The following is a 15,912-nucleotide window of genomic DNA, read 5'->3' as shown; positions in this document are numbered from 1 at the left end:
TCATGTGTAGTAATACATAGCCAGATGCAGATATTAGCCGTTGAATAGTTTATTTCGTTTTATCGTTTTGCCTTTTCTTAATTGTATAGCATGGTAAAGAGAGGGTACATCGTTAGTCCAGTTTTTTAAAGTCAGGATAATAGCCATAATCTCCAGGCGAGTCAGAAGCCCAAGCCAAAGACAGATCTGAAAAATCACAACGGATTGGCAATGTATATTGATTTCTACTAATGTTGCAAACAAAGAGAGTGTCCATATCTTTGCTCCAATGGAATGTGTTGCGACTTCTTTTTTGAATTTGAGAAAACTGATGATATATGTCATCGCTTCAGCGGCAATCAATATAATAAGTGCTGTACTGTTTTGATGAAAAAATCCAGGACAATGAATATAGGTAGATACCGCTACCAAAATAAAGAAGACCTGATCTACACCCGAATCCAGTCTTCTTAACCGCTCTGTCGATACCTGAAGCCGGCGGGCTATAATCCCGTCAAATACATCTGAAAGCAGACCAAGTGTTAACAAGGTAATTGCGTAGACTTCATAATGTGAAATATGCAGGATACTCATCACAATAAGAATAAGCCCTATCATCAGTCTTGACCATATCAGTAGTTCAGGAATTTGTTTTTTTGTCATAATTAGGAATGGCAACAGGGATTAATTAACAGTTTTATGACTTCTAACCATAAAAAAAGCAACCTAAAGTATTACTTTTAGATTGCTTAACCTATTTTTTGAGTATTTTATTTATTCACAATGTCCGTCCGGTGAACAGGTAGGTCCGTTACTGACTATAAGGGGTGATATAGGGTTTTTAGCAACCCATTCTTCGAATGACTTATTCAGTGCGTCAGCAAAGGCTTCTGTGGGTTGTGCTCCGGAAACAGCATATTTGCGGTCAAAGACAAAGAATGGTACGCCTCGTACACCGATGCTCTGTGCTTCCTGTATATCCTGCGTCACTTTGTATGCATATTCATCATTTGATAGTGCCTCTTTGATATCATCTTCGGTCAGCCCGATTTCCTGTCCCAATGCGGAGAGTACGTTTTGATCAGCCATATCTTTCCCTTCGGTAAAATAAGCTTTAAAAAAGCGCTCTTCAATTTCATCTCCCAAACCTTTAGTCTTTGCAAATTGAATGACCCGATGCGCATTGAAGGAGTTGACAGTGACCACATGGTCAAGATCATAATCCAAACCTGCATTTTTTGCTGTTTGAGTTACCTGGTCTAACATTGCACGTACCTGATTGGGAGGCATACCTTTGCGTTCGACAAGATATTGTACATGATCAAACTCTTCTTTTTCAGGCAGTGTAGGATCAAGTTGAAAGCTTTTCCAGATAATCTCTATATTTTGAGCATTAGCAAATTTGGAGAATGCACCTTCAAAATTACGTTTTCCGATATAGCAAAACGGACACATGATATCGCTCCATATCTCGACCTGCATTTTATTTGTTTGAGTTATATTCATATTTTAAGTTCTAAAAAATACCAAAACAAATTTAATGAATTTGGGAAGGATAGTGTGGTCTTTCAATCTACTTCAGAGATACTCCTTTGAAATGTTGCAATTGTATGATTTGCCCTTTACAAGTGTATGACAAATAAGATCTATTCAAACTTTTTGACCAGAAGGAATTGATCATCTTTTAAGGGTAGATAACCGTATTCATATACAAATATATATACCTTACCTGCTGTGGTTTTATACTGATGTGTGAAAAAATCAAATTGAAATCCAGCTTCAATAAGGATTGTCTTATCCACTTTTACCTTATGACCTTCTGTCAGCGATTCCATCAGAATTTTTCTGTTTTTGCGTAAAACAGCATTAACTGTCCGTACATAAGATGTCTGGTTGCTGTTTAATCGGTTATTGTAATTGTTCCGGCAGCCGTCATCACAAAACCGTTTGTCTGACCTTCCTTTTAGTGTACTGTTGCACTCTATGCATACTCTTTCTGCTATTTTCATGGATTTGCAGCTTTTCCTAACCGTTTTTAAACGCTTATAAACGTTTATAAATGGTAATAAATGTTTAATAACCGGATATTCCTGTTCGTCCTTTGCAACTTTGTATCAGTGCTTCGGAAGTGAATAGTAATCACTTTACAGAATCAGGAAGTTAATTAATTTTTTTTACTTATTCAAAATTTTATTGTTATGAACGCTTTAAGAAACAGTATTCAGTTAGTAGGCAGATTAGGGATAGATCCTGTAATCAAAGCTACAGTAAAAGGATCCAAAATGGCTCAGCTCCGTTTAGCCACCAATGAAGTATACAAAAATGCACAGGGAGAATGGGTCGAGAATGTACTCTGGCATAATCTGGTGGTATGGGGCAGCCTTACCCAGATAGTAGAGCAGCGATGTGCTAAAGGCACGCAAATCATGATTGAGGGAATGCTGACATACCGGGATTACGAAGATAAGGAGGGGCAAAAGAAGGTTGTTGCTGAAGTCAAAGTCAGACAATTACAGGTACTTGACAAAAACAAGAGTCCCAAGAATAATGCTGATATCCTGCACGAACAGGTTGAACAAGATCAGGACTTACCTTTCTGAGTTACTGATCCTGTTATCTGCAACAGGTATCTGCGAATAATGCTATTAATACTATTTTTATTCCGGATACCTGTTGTTAAAATCAGACAATTTCTGATCTTAAAATCGCTTTTTCCTAAACAAATATTGTCTCATATGTGTTATGTAAGTGTCACTGTTTAATATTTTATACATATGGAAATAAGGAATTCTAGTAACGGAAGAAATGGTGTGTTTACAGCATATATTGATGATCAGCAAAGTGGTCAGATGCATTATGAAGAAGGCGAGGACAGACTAATTATTGACAGCACAGAAGTGGATTCTCATTTTGAAGGTCAGGGAGTTGGCAAGAAACTGGTATTGGAGGCAGTAGATTATGCACGTAAGAATGATCTGAAAATTGTTGCACAATGTCCGTTTGCAAAATCCGTTTTTGATAAAACTCCTGCTTTTCAGGATGTATTAGCTGAAGACTAAATCAAAGGCAGATTCGTGCAATACGCACTGATCAGCAAATATTTTGTAGATATAAAGCTTCAATTTTCAAGTTCTACAACTCTTTTATGTCCAATCTGAATTACTGGCAATCAATTTGAGGTATAGCCGTACAACAAGTGGTATATTTGCCCACTTTTGAATAAGACATATGAGGAAGATACAATTTGGAATTTTTTTGCTGTTAGGCTTATGGTTTATAAGTTCATGTAATACCGACAGAGAAGATACTTTTGGCGATGAGCTCGCTAAAGTATTTCAGCAAAAGGAATACAGGAACTTTGATACCACAGCATATTTAACCGTATTTAAACAAGAACTCTCAAAAAATAAAAACCAGCTTCATAATCCGAAGTGGGTTACAGAATTTGCTGATTCTACCTCAGGGATGACTTTTATCAGCAGAAATCTTAGTAAAGGCGTAGTTGATACGTTATGTATGTATCTGGAGCAGTCTGATAAGCACGGTTTGTCTGAAGCATACTTTCATACGAATCAAATCAAAGAAAGTTTTGAGAAGTTAAATACATTGAAATCCGGTAAAGTGGAGGATATCTATCCTTTACTTGCGAAACTTGATTTGTTTGCAACAGACGGTTATGTTACTTATATCAGTATTTTAAGGGGTGGAGCTGTTAATCCAAAGCAGCTATACGGTCGCTATTTTGAGAAAATGCATAAAGTAACCAAGCAGGAGGCCCGCAGAGTATTGGATAGTATCGATATTAAAGACTATCTGGCTGAGGTACAACCTAAGAACTCCTATTATCTGAAATTGCAGGAGCTGCTGCAAAAGGGCGGACTTAATAAAGAAGAGAAGGAAAACATCTATCTCACGCTGGAAAAATTACGTTGGAGGGGCAAAGATTTTCCGGAGAAATATATTATTGTCAATATTCCTGAACAAAAACTGCGTATGGTAGACAACCGTAAGACAAAGGAGGTAATGAATGTGTGTGTAGGGGAGACAATTTACGGACCATATGCAAGAAGAGCAGGAGCAACAGACAATCATGAGACGCCGGTATTAAGTGGAGAGCTGGATCGTATGCAGGTCAATCCGGTATGGAATATTCCGGCAAGTATTGTAAAGAAGGAACTTATTTCCAGCCTCCGCTCTAATCCAAACTATCTGGAATCCCGCAATATGGTGGCCTATAATAAAAAAGGGCAGATGGTCGATCCTAATACAGTAGACTGGTCTTCGGACTCGGTATTAAATTTTAAATTCAAACAGAATCCTGGAGCTGATAACTCTTTAGGAAACATCAAATTTATATTTTCAAATCCTTATAGCATTTATCTTCACGATACGCCAGCCAAACAAATGTTTTCTGCAAAGAACAGAGCTGTGAGTCACGGATGTGTAAGGGTAGAAAAACCTGCTGCATTGGCAGCATTTTTAGTAAATGATGAGAAAAAAGCGGAACAGATTGCGACTGAAATTGCAGATACCCTTAATAAAAGCCGCTGGGTAATGATGAAAAAAACAATTCCTGTATATATTACCTATTATACAACGTGGGTAGATGATGAGGGAAAATTATACAAGCTTCCGGATATATATGGATATGATGAACGACTAAAAAAGGCAATGAAAAAGTATTATAGCCTTTAATAATTAAGAGCTCAGTATCACAACCTGCTGAAATTAAAGCACAAAATCGCATCGGACTAAAACACGATGCGATTTTTTTATTTTCTTTCTGATTACAACGTATCTTCTAATGCACGATCTAAAGTCGGGAACTTAAATTCATAGCCCAGTTGTCTGATCCGATCGTTGGAAAGTCTGGATCCTTTCAGGATCATATCAGCCTGTTCCCCTAATATAGCTTTAAGTATAAACTCAGGCACGGCAGGCAGGATGATACGTTTGTGAAGATGTTGAGCAAGTTTATGAGTGAAATCCCTGTTGTTAATATGCTCAGAAGCTACGGCATTAACAGGACCTTTTACATGCTGATGGTCCATTGCAAAGGCGATAATACCTGTAATATCATCTATATGTATCCAGGGGAAATATTGTTTACCATTACCTAAAGCTGTATTCAAATACAGGTTTGTAATACGCTTCAGAAGTGGAAGTGCACCTCCGTCTTTGGCCAAAACAATTGAAGTCCGGATTTTTACGACACGCTCAGCAAGGCCTTCATTTTCAAATTGATCTGCTTTTGCTTCCCAGTCTTTGGTCAGATCTGCAAGGAAATCATTGCCGGGGCTATCGGATTCTTTGAATATATGATCAGAAGTAACCATACCGTAGTAACCACTTGCAGAACCGGATATAAATGTTTTGATTTGCTGGTTTCGTTTTTTCAACGTATCAAAGATAAGTTGCGCACTGTCTATACGGCTGCTTCTCAGGTTCTGCTTTTGTTTCGATGTCCACCGCTTGTCGAAAATATTTGCACCCGCAAGGTGAATAATATGCGCTACCTGATCAAATGCCTGTTCATCGATACGGTGCTGTTCAATATCCCACTCATACTCATTCGCAGTCTTTTTATGTCGCGTGAGATAACGTAATTCGTATTTATTACGCAATAGAGTGTTCAGATGCTTCGCAACAAGTCCATTGGCTCCGCTTATAAGTACGATTTCTTTCATAGATTAACAGTCAAATTGTCTGCTTGCTGTGTATTGTTTGGTATAGCCTTCTGAAGATAGTAATACAACAACCCGCTCTTCTTCATAATCTCTTGGTACCTGAATGACAAAATCCAGCTTACCGTCTCTATCCAGATCACCGACAAAAACAAGTTCCATAAAGGTGTCATTGAATGAACTTTCATTTAGCATAATTCCCTGATCCTTACCGTCTATGGATAATGTAAGTGAATAATCTTTTACTTCATGAAATTTCTCCTGTTTATCATCATCCAGCAGATGCGTTTCTGTAGATAATATCTTTCCCAGACCCTTTAGAATATATTTACTTCCCTGAAAATCAAAGGATGCAGATTCCTTAGGCCATATTTTAGCTGCTGTAATTTTTAAGGAGCTTACTTTTCCTGTTTTTAACTGAGGAAAATCCAGATATACCAGTGTCTTATGTTTAGAGCTCAGGCTTTCAGTATTCATGCCACTACATTCATCGTAGCCTTTTTCGATTGTATAATCTGGTTTTGCTAATTCAAACTGACCATTCACTTCATTTAAACTCAGCCACCGAGGACCGGGAAGAAAATCAGATTTTTCATTTTCCTCTAACCGGTAAGTTCCGTCAAAAAACACATGGCTTTCTTTTGTTTCAGAAGCTGGTGTCGGCTGTTGAGCTACTGGCTGTAAAGTATCTGTGATACTATCTTTTTTGGGTTGATGTGATAACGTGTCCACTGTATTCGTGGATTTTGTTCCGGAAGACTGACATCCCATAGTAAGAATAATAACAGATGCGAAAAGACAATTTTTATACATAAGTAGTATTAGTTTATCATAAAGGTAAACAAATATCGAATGTTAAGTAACAACGGATGCGAAAAAAATGGTGATATTATGCTGTACATACCGGCAACATGATAGTGGCACAAGCGTAGGCTTGCGACAGACAAATGACAACAGCTAAACCCGGTTAATTCTCTCCTTTTTAAGGAGAGATGCCCACAGGGCAGAGAGGTTAAAAGTAATAATAGTATTATGTATTGCTATTGGTAAGGACAGCAAAAAGAGCAAGAGTAGCGTCTAAAGCTATCCCTACCAATAATTAGCTTTTATCTTCAGGAGAGTGCACGTTGCAGAATCTCGTAAGATCTGAGGCGTTTGTCATCATCAAAGATATAAGATGTAGTCATGATTTCATCCAAATGGTATATTTCAGCGAAAGCATGGAGTTCTTTTCTTAAAGATTCTTCATTTCCGGTGAATGTACAGGAGACCATGCTTTGTACGGCTTGTTCTATTTCTGTGATGCCGGCATAAATAGGTTGTTCTGTAGGTGGAGAAAGTGGTCTGCGGGTATTGGTAACTATACCTGCAAACAGATTGTACAAACTTGTTGCCAGATGTGCGGCCTCATCATTGCTGTCCGCTCCGATAACATTGACACATGCAATAGAATAAGGTTGCTGCAACTGTGCTGAGGGTTTAAAGTTTGTTTGATAAATCTCCATAGCACTTTTCAGCATAGCAGGAGCAAAGTGTGAGGCAAAAGCGTAGGGAAGTCCCAGTTCTGCTGCCAGATGAGCACTATCTGTACTAGAGCCTAATATCCATAAGGGTACATGTTGTCCTTCAGCAGGAAATGCACGGACTTTAGCATTGAAATTGTCCTCACTAAAAAATTGTTGTAATGCTTTGACATCGTCTGCGAAATAGAATTGCGTATGCATATTATTGCGGCGAAGTGCCATAGCCGTCAGCTGATCGGTACCGGGAGCTCTTCCTAATCCAAGATCAATACGTCCCGGGTAAAGTGTTTCAAGTGTGCCGAACTGTTCGGCCACGACCAGAGGTGCATGATTGGGCAGCATAATTCCTCCTGAACCTACTCTTAAGGTAGAAGTGTGAGCTGCGACATGACTGATCAGGACGACGGTTGCCGAACTGGCAATATATTCCATGTTATGATGTTCTGCAAGCCAAAGACGTTCATAACCTAATGTTTCTATATGTTTTGCGGCAGTAACAACGCGGTCAATGGCTTCTTTAGGTGTTCCTCCTTTTTTTATAGGAGCTAATTCCAAAGCAGAGAATTTGATTTTTTTCATAACATAAAGATACGAGTCCGATCAGGGAGAATTGTAATGAAAATGTAGGATTAATGTAATCTGGAGGCCATTATTACAATGTAATTATTGTCATAATCCTGTGTGAAAAACAGAAATTGTTCTCCGCCGTCTTTGATCTTCCAGCGTTTTCTGAGCTCTTCCGGTTTGTCCGGAAAGTTTTTGGCGATAATATTGGCCTGTTTGGGATAATCAGCCTTTTTAAAAGCAGCGTAGGGGAGTGTCTGCGTGACAGCAAATATTCTTCCGGGAAAGGAAGTTTTCAGTTCTTCACTTGTATAGAGGTGCGTGCTGGAATGTAATTTATGCAGTTGGTATTGCTTACCGACAGTTTTGAATGCGCCTGCTTTGGTAATAGCTACATCCGGATCATACAGATAAGCTAGTGCTGTACTATAGTAATTTGTTTCCTGACGTTCCTGCTGATAAGTAAAGCTTAGCTCTTGCTGACTGCCTTGAAACAGGCGGACACTATGTATTTCCGGTTCTCCCTCGTACCCCTTTTCCTGCACAAAAAGCAATTCTTTGCAATCGTTGTCCACGCTGATTACATACACATCTTTTACATACTGCAAAGATGCCAGAGCTATAGAAATATCCATTAACGGAGCGATTTTACTGATGATGGTCGTCGCTTTTGTGAAAAAAAGTGTTTGAAGATCTGCAATATTAGGTTCGCAATCTGCTAACAGAAATACTTTTCGGCTGTTTACTCTTCGCGAAGGGTCAATATAGATATAATCCAGGCTATTATCAGGCTGTTGCCTGAGATAAGCTACAGCATCTGTTGATACAAATTTTACATTTCTGATCGCTAATGTTTTAAAATTGTGCTGTACAATTTCTGACAGGGCCGTGTTAATCTCACAATGTATCACCTGACGGACTTTTGTAGCGAAAAAATAAGTATCTATACCGAAACCGCCTGTCATATCAAGGACTGTACTATCCGTTTTGACGATATTGCACTTGAATTCTGCTGTCTGCTCGGATGAGGATTGTTCAAGATTCAGTTTCTCCGGAAAATATATTCCCGGGGTATTTGCCCACTTCGGTAATTTGCGGGCGATACGCTGTCTTCCATCAAGTTGGGTAGCCAGTTCTGCAGAAGAGACAGCTGCAAAAGGACTTTTCTTCAGCGCAACAGCAGAAGGTGTAGCTTTACTGTTGTGCTGAAGAAATTGTTGAACTTCCTTTTGTAATATATTGTAATTCAATTATTTGTTTTTAACAAGCATTTGGCAGGTATAACTGTCTTTCAGCTCTTTAATAATTTCTTTATTCAGCAATACACGATCTATTGTTTCCTGATTGTAATAGCGTATTGTGATCAGTTCAAGACCTGATTCTACCGTCACTTTATATCTTTTTTCCAGTTCTTCGAGTAATGCGGTTACATTATCACCGGTATTGTCTACAGCTACAGAAAACTGGATTGCGCTGTTATGCATCATATTGATCTTGATGCGGTGCAGGTGAAAAAGATTGAAGATATGGCTCAGATTGTCTTCTACGATAAATGAAAAATCACGGGGAGATATATTTATAAATACCTGATCGACCTTAAATATAAAAGAAGGAACAGGCAATGTCTGATTCGTGCTTTTGATCGTCGTACCCGGCTGCGTACTGTCTATGAAAGAACGGACATGCAGGGCAATTTTCTTGTTTTGCAGTGGCTTGATGGTCTTGGGATGGATCACCGTAGCTCCGTAATATGTTAATTCGATAGCATCCGTGTATGAAAGCTCGGGAATAAGCTGTGTCTTTTCAAACCATTTGGGGTCTGCATTCAGTACTCCGGGTACATCTTTCCATATGGTGACGGATTCTGCATTCAGGCAGGCGGCAAATATTGCCGCAGAATAATCTGAACCTTCCCGTCCAAGGGTTGTAGTGAAGTTTTCAGAAGTAGAGCCTATAAAGCCCTGTGTGATCAATACATAGTCATCCAGAAGTATTGGCAGTTCTTCGCGAATTTTATCTTCGGTTTTCTGCCAGTCTACTTTTCCTTCACGGTAGGTGTTGTCCGTGAAAATATAGTCACGCGCATCTGTCCATTTGGATTGCACTCCCATATGAGCAGCATATGCAGCTATAATACGGGAGGAAAGAAGCTCTCCCAGTGATACAATCTGATCGTACAGGTAATCATAAGTATCCTGCGGTTCCTCTTCCAGAATCCATTCGGTTTCGACAAATGCATTCGCAATTTCGTCAAAAATCGGATGCGAATGATCTGCAAATAACTGATCCAGAATAGAGAAGTGACTTTTTTTGATTTCATTCAGAAGTTCAAAGGCATCTCCGGATTGCTGAAAAAAAGTCTTGGTAAGTTCTTCTAAGGCATTAGTTGTTTTTCCGATGGCAGATACAACGACCAGAAGCGGTTCTTCCTTATATTTGAGAATAATGGATGCCACATTCTTTATGCTTTCCGCATCTCTTACCGAAGCTCCTCCGAATTTGAATACTTGCATTGATATTACTATGTTTTGGGTTGATTGCTACTAATTTGCTGAAGATACACTTTACCGGAGTCGGTCAGCAGATGTTCAATTTCCTGGTAGGGGATGCGCAATGCGGTACTCCCTTCAACATAGGATTTGATTTCGTATGGATTGTAATAAAACAGCAGGCTGTCTTTTTCCAATGCAAAATTTTCTGCCAAAGCATATTTTCCGTCTTCAAAAAAATACTTTCCGGAGAGGTTTTCATTGTCTTTAAGACGTTCCGCTTTCCGAAAATATTTTTCCGCAATTTTAAGCAATTCTTTTTGTTTTTCCTTACTGATCAGGTCCGGTAAGGTGATTTTTTTATTATTGAGGATGTCAAAATTGGAAAGAATCATGACATGATTGCCATGTGCTCCTCCGCTGAAGTCATCGATCTGGGTAGCGATAGATAGGATCCGGGTGTTATTCAGCACCACATAGCTATGCAGCTCTCTGAACCAGGCGATATGGTAGCTCGGATTGGCAGCATCTTCCACAAATTCGTTAAAACCGCCTAAAAAACTTTCCGCAGCCTGACGAACACTGTCTTCACCATCAATAAGGATGGACGATCGCAGCAACTGATTGATCTTGTCATTCTCAAATGAAGGGTAGGAAGCTTTAAAATAAGTGGTGTCAATGCCGGATTCTCCTTCAATAAAATAGGGACTGTTTTCATAAAAATCTACCAGTTTATACCGTAGTGTATCCCGTGCTACCTGTGACTCTCCCTGTCTTTCATTGCCGGAATGGCAACTTGTCCAAAGTAGTGCAGCAAAGATTCCACATACTATCCCATACCTCATTTTTCCTATCCCCATTTTTTATGAAAGTGTTTGTTTACGATGCTTAGAAAGCCGCTTCCCATATGTAAAATATGTGTGGAAGAATATCTTTCTTTTAGTGATTAATGCTGACATTCAGCCATTCGCCATCAAATGTTGCCTGATATTTTTTATAAAACTCTATTGCAGGTGTATTCCAGTCCAGTACCTGCCACATCATGCCGGAATATCCTTTACTTTTACTGTATTCAACCGTTTTGTCTAATAGCTTTTTACCTATTCCTGTTCCACGCATCTGTTCTGTTACGATAAGGTCTTCCAGGTAAAGTCTCCGGCCCTTCCATGTAGAGTAACGTATATAATAAAGCGAAATGCCGACGATATTGCCGGATACTTCAGCTACAAATGCCCCCCAAACCGGATTTTTGCCAAAACCGGATTCTTCAAACTCTTCCATAGTCACAGTGACCTGTTCCGGAGCTTTTTCAAATAACGCCAGTTCCTTTATGAGTTCAAGCATGGCTGGACAGTCTGCTTTCACAGCTTCGCGTATGATTACTTCCTGCATACTTATTTTGCTTTAAAATGTTTGATTACTCTTTTTCCGAAGACAGTGCTTCCCAGTCGAATCATTGTACTTCCCTGTTCTATAGCCAGGCGATAGTCCGAAGACATGCCCATGGACAACGTGTCAAAGCTATCTTCTTTTCTGAAAAAGCTGGATTTTACTCCGTCAAAAAGCATTTTTAATTCATAAAACTCTTCTTTTATAACCTTTTCATTATCGGTATTTGTGGCAATACCCATCAGACCTCTGATCCGGATATTTTGAAGTGACGAAAACTCCTCATCACGAAGTAATTCGATCAGTTCCGTATGATCCAATCCGAACTTAGAATCTTCGTCTGCGATATATATCTGTAGCAGACAGTCGATTATACGGTCATGCTTTAAGGCATGCTTGTTGATTTCCTTCAGCAATTTGATAGAGTCTACAGACTCGATCATATGGATAAAAGGAGCAATATATTTGACCTTATTGGTTTGAAGGTGACCAATGAGATGCCATTGGATGTCTTTAGGTAACTGTTCCTGTTTTTCAACAAGTTCCTGAACCATATTTTCTCCAAACACACGTTGCCCGGCTTCATATGCCTGTAGAATATCCTCGTTTGGTTTGGTCTTTGATACGGCTACTAATGTTACGCCTAATGATTTGATTTCCTGATTTATTTCTTCAATGTTAGCTGCAATACTCATAACGTACAAATTTAGGATATAAAATAACGAAAAGCATCATATTCCGAGCCTTTTTGTAAATTTGTTCAAAATTATAAAATGCAACGTTTATTATTCGGTATATATTTAGTGTTTTTTCTGTTTTACTCCTGCGGTGATTCCTTGCCGAAGGATGTATTGTCTCGGTCCAGGATGACTGATATTCTGGTAGAAGTACATCTGATAGACGGCTATCTGAATACGCTTAGTGCAGACAGTTCCCGTCGTGTCATTGACGGGTATTATCAACAGGCATTTACCAATCTGGGGACAGACTCGGCAACGTTCAACAGAAGTATGAAATACTATGCTGAGGATCCTATATTAATGGCTGATGTGTATGAAAAGGTCAGCGGACGATTAATGAAAATGGATCAGGAGTACAGTAAGATCGATTCGATACGCAATGCAGGTATTCAGGACAGTGTGAGACTGGTAACTCATCTGCAGATGCTGGCCTCTAAAGCACATGATCTGATACTGAATGTACCTAAAGAAGCTGGTAAACTGACCTATGATGCCTACCGTGAGACCTTTATCACGGAAGCGGGATTAGGTAGTCTGATCGGAAAGTATACCCCTGCAGCACCTCTGGTGCCTGCTGTGGAACAGCTGCCGGAAAAAGCATTGCCGCCGATACCTATGCCTGAACAGGAAAAGACTGTCGCAGACAGTACGAATATACCATTGACGCCTGTGAAGTCGCCTTTGGTGAAGCCTGTGATGTAATTACAGGCCTGAATAATTAAAATGTTGGTTTATTGAAGAGAGAACGGAGTATGATTTATCCTGTAAATGCAAGTGACAAACTCGGCCTGGCCGAGATCAAAACATATATTAAACAAAAGTGCCTCAGTGAGCCTGGCCGTGAGATGGTCGAGCGTATACAACCTCAGGTAAAATACGATCAGATTGATCGTTTCCTGAGACAAACAAATGAGTTCAAAGATCTGCTGGTCAATGATTCTTCACTACCTGTAGATCACTTATATCCTATCAAATCCTTAGTAGAGAAGGCTAGGGTAGAAGGGGCTTTTCTTGCAGAAGAAGAGTTTTACAGAGTGTTGCTTTCTTTGCGTACAGTCTATGCTGTAATTCGCTATTTTAAAGAAAGAGAAGGACAATATCCCAATCTTGAAGTCCTGTTTGAACATGTAGAGATTGAAAACAGTATTATCCGGAATATTGAGTCTGTTATTGATGAGCGGGGTAAGATGAAGAATAATGCTTCACGTCTGTTGCTGGATCTCACCCAACAGATTCTGAAAGCAGAACAGGAAGCACACAAGAGAATAGACAGTATCTTTAAGCAGGCTCAAAACAACGGATGGACGGCAGATGGAAACCTGACTATTCGTGACGGTCGTCTGGTGATTCCGATCCTGGCAGAGAATAAGAGAAAACTAAAAGGCCTGATTCACGATGAATCTGCCACCGGACAAACAGCTTATATAGAGCCTGAAGAGGTGTTTCACCTTAACAATAAGATTCGGGATCTGGAATTTGAGCGTCGTCGGGAAGTAATTCGTATTCTGGTCGAGCTGACGAATGGATTGAGACCTCATATTCCATTATTGTTATCTTACCATAGCTTACTGACAAAATTGGATTTTGTACGTGCCAAAGCCTTGTTTGCTTTAGATATAGATGCAGATATGCCTGAATTGTCAAAAGAAGCAGAGGTAATGCTACATAATGCACGTCATCCTTTATTGTTCTTACATGCAAAGAAAGATCAGCATACGATCGTTCCGCTGAATATTAATATCAGTAATGCGGAACGTATTATTGTGGTATCCGGCCCCAATGCAGGAGGGAAATCGGTGTGTATGAAGACGGTCGGATTATTACAACTTATGGTGCAGTCAGGCTTACTGATACCTGCGGATCCAACCTCCAGAGTAGGTGTATTCCGGCAGATCTTTGCGGATATAGGTGATGACCAGTCCATAGAAAGTGATCTGAGTACATATAGTGCCCACTTGTCTAAGATGAAGCATTTTACAGAGTTTGCCAATGCGCGTACCCTGGTGCTGATAGATGAATTCGGTACAGGTACTGACCCCTTATTTGGCGGACCGATGGCTGAATCGGTATTGGAAACATTGAATAAAAAGCAAATCCGGGGTGTGATTACAACGCACTATTCTAATCTTAAGGTATTTGCGAGTAATACAGAAGGTATAGAGAATGCTTCCATGTTATTTGATAATGTGGCGATGAAGCCTTTGTATATTCTGCAGGTCGGTAAGCCGGGCAGTTCTTATGCGTTTGAAATTGCTCAGAAGATCGGGTTGAGAAAAGATATCCTGGAACTGGCCCGACAAAAAATCGGTACGCAGCAGAAAAAGGTAGATACTTTATTGGTGGATCTGGAGCGGGATAAAAAGGAAGTCATGGAAACGAAGACAGCTATTCTGAAACGTGAACGTGAACTGGTGGCTCTGAAAGCGGAGTATGAAACGCTTCAGTCTTATCTGGATGAGAATAAAAAGCAAATTCTCAAACAGGCTAAGGAAGAAGCGAGACAGATTCTTAAAGATGCTAACAAACTGGTGGAGAACACCATTGCGGATATTAAATCTGTAAATGCAGATAAAGAAAAAACAAAGGAAATAAGAGGAAAGCTTACGAAGGCTGCCGCTGATCATAAACCGGCTCATGGAGTTGCAACACCTAAAGTAAAAGTACAACCTGAAGAAGATACAGCCATAGAAGTCGGTGATTGGGTGAAAATTGTAGACTCGGGAAATGAAGCTCAGGTCATCGAGGTGGCGCGGAACAATAATCTGATACTGGCACTGGGTGACTTACGTACAGTTGTAAAGCGTTCTAAAGTCAGCAAATTAAGAAGTAAGGAGAAGTCAAAAGCTATCAAAAAGAGTAGTAATACACCTTCAGCTGCCGATTTTAGTCCGGAAGTAGATGTGAGAGGCATGCGTACAGAGGATGCACTGCATCAGATCGAACTGGTATTGGATAGAGCTGTTATGATCGGATATCCGAGCCTTAAAATTGTTCATGGCAAAGGAGACGGTATTTTGCGTAAATTTATACGGGACTATCTGCGTAAGTATAGCCATGTATCCAGATTTGAGGATGAACATGCCGATAGAGGAGGAGACGGTATTACCTATGCTTATATAGATTAAGAAGTTGATAAGGTTTAGAGGGTTGATATAGTTGATAAAGCTATAGCATATATGCGTTTATTGGTGTCCACACCAGTAATACTATAGAGGCATAAGCAATATGCTTGCACCAGACAAAGTCTAACAGTTAAATCAGATTAATTCTCTCCTTTTTAAGGAGAGATACCCGCAGGGCAGAGAGGTTTGGTGAGAAGTTGATAAGGTTAAGAGAGTTGATAAAGTTAGAACTTGTGTGCTTCTATAGTTAAAAAAGCTGCCTGTATCGTGTACTGTTGGTGTGGACACCAACAAATGCGTCAAATGCGTTTGTCGGTGTCCACACCGGCAACACTATAGAGGCACAAGCAGTATGCTTGCGCCAGACAAAGTCTAACAGTTAAATCAGATTAATTCTCTCCTTTTTAAGGAGAGATACCCGC

Annotated in this window: 16 protein-coding genes; 5 read left to right on the top strand and 11 right to left on the bottom strand. The window is 39.7% G+C overall.

The window, feature by feature from the left end:
- Positions 1 to 33 precede the first annotated feature (33 nt).
- From I6J03_RS21355 to I6J03_RS21345, 3 genes are all read right to left on the bottom strand, one after another.
- Positions 34 to 642 carry a CDP-alcohol phosphatidyltransferase family protein gene (locus I6J03_RS21355; RefSeq protein ID WP_003006113.1) on the bottom strand — a complete coding sequence of 203 codons (609 nt, stop codon included), beginning with the start codon at positions 640 to 642 and terminating at the stop codon, positions 34 to 36.
- Positions 643 to 753: 111 nt separating this feature from the next.
- On the bottom strand, positions 754 to 1,485 hold the full coding sequence (locus I6J03_RS21350; RefSeq protein WP_201693969.1) for a DsbA family oxidoreductase: 732 nt from the start codon (positions 1,483 to 1,485) through the stop codon (positions 754 to 756).
- A gap of 140 nt (positions 1,486 to 1,625) precedes the next feature.
- Positions 1,626 to 1,988 (bottom strand): hypothetical protein, encoded by a 363-nt coding sequence (locus I6J03_RS21345; protein ID WP_003006106.1) that lies wholly within the window; start codon positions 1,986 to 1,988, stop codon positions 1,626 to 1,628.
- A 189-nt stretch (positions 1,989 to 2,177) separates the two neighbouring features.
- Between I6J03_RS21345 and I6J03_RS21340 the strand changes: the two genes are divergently transcribed.
- The 3 genes from I6J03_RS21340 (at position 2,178) to I6J03_RS21330 (ending at position 4,674) form a co-directional block, all read left to right on the top strand.
- Positions 2,178 to 2,579, top strand: a complete 402-nt coding sequence (locus I6J03_RS21340) for a single-stranded DNA-binding protein (RefSeq protein WP_003006103.1) — start codon at positions 2,178 to 2,180, stop codon at positions 2,577 to 2,579.
- A gap of 174 nt (positions 2,580 to 2,753) precedes the next feature.
- Positions 2,754 to 3,038: a GNAT family N-acetyltransferase gene (locus tag I6J03_RS21335; RefSeq protein ID WP_003006100.1), complete on the top strand. Its 285-nt coding sequence runs from the start codon at positions 2,754 to 2,756 to the stop codon at positions 3,036 to 3,038.
- Between the two features lie 169 nt (positions 3,039 to 3,207).
- The gene (locus I6J03_RS21330; RefSeq protein ID WP_003006097.1) at positions 3,208 to 4,674 is read left to right on the top strand and encodes a L,D-transpeptidase family protein; all 1,467 of its coding nucleotides are present in this window, start codon (positions 3,208 to 3,210) and stop codon (positions 4,672 to 4,674) included.
- Between the two features lie 92 nt (positions 4,675 to 4,766).
- Here I6J03_RS21330 and I6J03_RS21325 read toward each other — a convergent pair whose 3' ends face one another.
- The 8 genes from I6J03_RS21325 to I6J03_RS21290 form a co-directional block, all read right to left on the bottom strand.
- Positions 4,767 to 5,666, bottom strand: a complete 900-nt coding sequence (locus tag I6J03_RS21325) for a TIGR01777 family oxidoreductase (RefSeq protein ID WP_003006094.1) — start codon at positions 5,664 to 5,666, stop codon at positions 4,767 to 4,769.
- A 3-nt stretch (positions 5,667 to 5,669) separates the two neighbouring features.
- Positions 5,670 to 6,476, bottom strand: a complete 807-nt coding sequence (locus I6J03_RS21320) for a hypothetical protein (RefSeq protein ID WP_003006091.1) — start codon at positions 6,474 to 6,476, stop codon at positions 5,670 to 5,672.
- 299 nt (positions 6,477 to 6,775) lie between these two features.
- A complete protein-coding gene (locus tag I6J03_RS21315; protein ID WP_003006088.1) occupies positions 6,776 to 7,765 on the bottom strand; it encodes an LLM class flavin-dependent oxidoreductase in 990 nt (329 codons plus the stop codon).
- A 50-nt stretch (positions 7,766 to 7,815) separates the two neighbouring features.
- Positions 7,816 to 9,000 (bottom strand): class I SAM-dependent methyltransferase, encoded by a 1,185-nt coding sequence (locus I6J03_RS21310; protein ID WP_003006085.1) that lies wholly within the window; start codon positions 8,998 to 9,000, stop codon positions 7,816 to 7,818.
- The gene (locus tag I6J03_RS21305; RefSeq protein WP_003006083.1) at positions 9,001 to 10,263 is read right to left on the bottom strand and encodes an aspartate kinase; all 1,263 of its coding nucleotides are present in this window, start codon (positions 10,261 to 10,263) and stop codon (positions 9,001 to 9,003) included.
- An 8-nt stretch (positions 10,264 to 10,271) separates the two neighbouring features.
- Positions 10,272 to 11,099 carry a DUF3298 and DUF4163 domain-containing protein gene (locus I6J03_RS21300; protein WP_003006079.1) on the bottom strand — a complete coding sequence of 276 codons (828 nt, stop codon included), beginning with the start codon at positions 11,097 to 11,099 and terminating at the stop codon, positions 10,272 to 10,274.
- 79 nt (positions 11,100 to 11,178) lie between these two features.
- Positions 11,179 to 11,631: a GNAT family N-acetyltransferase gene (locus tag I6J03_RS21295; protein ID WP_003006076.1), complete on the bottom strand. Its 453-nt coding sequence runs from the start codon at positions 11,629 to 11,631 to the stop codon at positions 11,179 to 11,181.
- Positions 11,632 to 11,633: 2 nt separating this feature from the next.
- Positions 11,634 to 12,323 (bottom strand): YggS family pyridoxal phosphate-dependent enzyme, encoded by a 690-nt coding sequence (locus I6J03_RS21290; RefSeq protein WP_003006073.1) that lies wholly within the window; start codon positions 12,321 to 12,323, stop codon positions 11,634 to 11,636.
- Positions 12,324 to 12,494: 171 nt separating this feature from the next.
- On the opposite strand from I6J03_RS21290, the gene I6J03_RS21285 reads away from it, so the two are divergent.
- Positions 12,495 to 13,070 carry a DUF4296 domain-containing protein gene (locus tag I6J03_RS21285; protein ID WP_003006070.1) on the top strand — a complete coding sequence of 192 codons (576 nt, stop codon included), beginning with the start codon at positions 12,495 to 12,497 and terminating at the stop codon, positions 13,068 to 13,070.
- A gap of 50 nt (positions 13,071 to 13,120) precedes the next feature.
- Positions 13,121 to 15,493 carry an endonuclease MutS2 gene (locus I6J03_RS21280; protein WP_003006068.1) on the top strand — a complete coding sequence of 791 codons (2,373 nt, stop codon included), beginning with the start codon at positions 13,121 to 13,123 and terminating at the stop codon, positions 15,491 to 15,493.
- Positions 15,494 to 15,912: the final 419 nt, after the last annotated feature.

Source organism: Sphingobacterium spiritivorum, from assembly GCF_016724845.1.
Taxonomy (GTDB): Bacteria; Bacteroidota; Bacteroidia; order Sphingobacteriales; family Sphingobacteriaceae; genus Sphingobacterium; species Sphingobacterium spiritivorum_A.
The sequence above is the reverse complement of the archived record's forward strand: the minus strand, read 5'-3'. Positions and strand labels throughout refer to the sequence as shown.